Origin of the sequence: Streptomyces niveiscabiei (assembly GCF_001419795.1) — a bacterium.
Lineage (GTDB): Bacteria > Actinomycetota > Actinomycetes > Streptomycetales > Streptomycetaceae > Streptomyces > Streptomyces niveiscabiei.
Genome location: NZ_LIRL01000950.1, coordinates 1 through 1467 on the forward strand (window position 1 = coordinate 1; position 1467 = coordinate 1467).

Consider the following 1467-nt stretch of genomic DNA (forward strand, 5'->3'; position numbering starts at 1 on the left):
GGGACGGGCGGCAGGAGGTGTGGCTGGAGGCGGGTGCGGGTGCGGGTGCGGAGGCCGGGGCGGGGGCCGGTTGCGACGTCCTCCGCGCCGACCTCGTCGTCCTCGCTCTTGGGCATCTCGATGCCGAACTTGACGACGAACAGCGCGCGTTGGCCTCGTACGCGGCTCGGCACGGGCTTGTTCATCTGCCGCCCGACTTCACCGCCGACAGTGACCTCTCCGCGCTCGAACCCGGCGCGCCTGTGCTCGTGCGGGGGTTCGGGCTCGCGTTCGTCGATCTGATGGTGCTGCTCACCGAGGGGCGGGGCGGGCGGTACGAGGGTGAGGTGTACGTGCCGTCGGGGCGGGAGCCGGTGCTGTACGTGGGGTCGCGGCGGGGTGTGCCGTACCGGTCGAAGATCGGGTACGAGTTCACCGGTGGGCGTCCGCCCCTGCCCCGGTTCCTCGGGCCCGGCGAGATCGATGAACTCCTCGCCAGGGAGGGCGGGTTCGACTACCGGCGGGACGTGTGGCCGCTGGTGGAGAAGGAGTTGGGGTTCGCGCACTATCACCGGCTGTTCTCGGCGCATCCCGGGCGGACGGCGATGGACTGGGCGGACTTCGAGGAGAAGTACGCGGCGGGGAGCGGGGCGGACCTGCGGGCGCTGGTCGCCGAGGCCGTGCCCGATCCCCGGGACAGACTCGATCTGGCGTCCTTGGACCGGCCGTTGGAGGGGGCGCGGTACGGATCGCCGGAGGAGTTCCAGGACGGGTTGCGGGCCCACATCGAAGCGGATCTGACGCGACGTCATGATGACGCGTACAGCGCCGACTTGGCGGTCTTCCTCGGACTCCTCTCCGTGTACGTCCAGTTGATACGCCTCGGGGGTCAAGTCGCCTCCTCCTGGCACGGGTTCTTCAGCTACCTCGCGTCCGGGCCGCCAGGGCCCCGGCTGCGGCAGATGCTCGCGCTGTCCCGGGCCGGGGTGCTGAGGTTCGTCGGCGGGGAGATGGAGGTGCGCGCCGAGGACGGGGTGTTCCGGGCGTCAAGTCCCAACGTCCCCGGGGCGGTTGTCGAGGCTCGTGCGCTCGTCGAGGCGCGGTTGCCGGAGGCGTCCGTGGGGCGGGCACTCGATCCGCTGCTGCGGGGGCTCGCGGAGGAGGGGGCCGGGGAGACGGACGCCGGGCTGCTGCGGGTGGACCCCCGCGACGGGCGGGTGTTCGACGCGGACGGGCGCGCGCATCCTCGGCGGTTCGCGCTCGGGCCGTATACGGACGGGCGTACGCCGGGGGCGTTCACGCGGCCCCGGACCGGGGGGCCGGCGTTCCGGCAGAACGACGCGACGGCCCGGGCTGTGCTCGGGTTCCTGCGCGGGGAGGGTGCGCGGTGAGCGCGTCCTGGGGGTTGCCGCATCTCGCCGCCGCCGTGGATGTGCCCGAGGGGGAGGACTGCGCGGAACTGGTGGGGCTGGCCGAGCGGGGTGGGCT

At 73.1% G+C, this 1467-nt stretch carries 1 protein-coding gene; it reads left to right on the forward strand.

What is annotated here, in order from left to right; translation table 11 throughout:
* Positions 1–1370: FAD/NAD(P)-binding protein (locus tag AOK24_RS37635; protein ID WP_055724437.1), on the forward strand; the 1370-nt coding region annotated here is incomplete at its 5' end.
* Between the last annotated feature and the right edge of the window lie 97 nt (positions 1371–1467).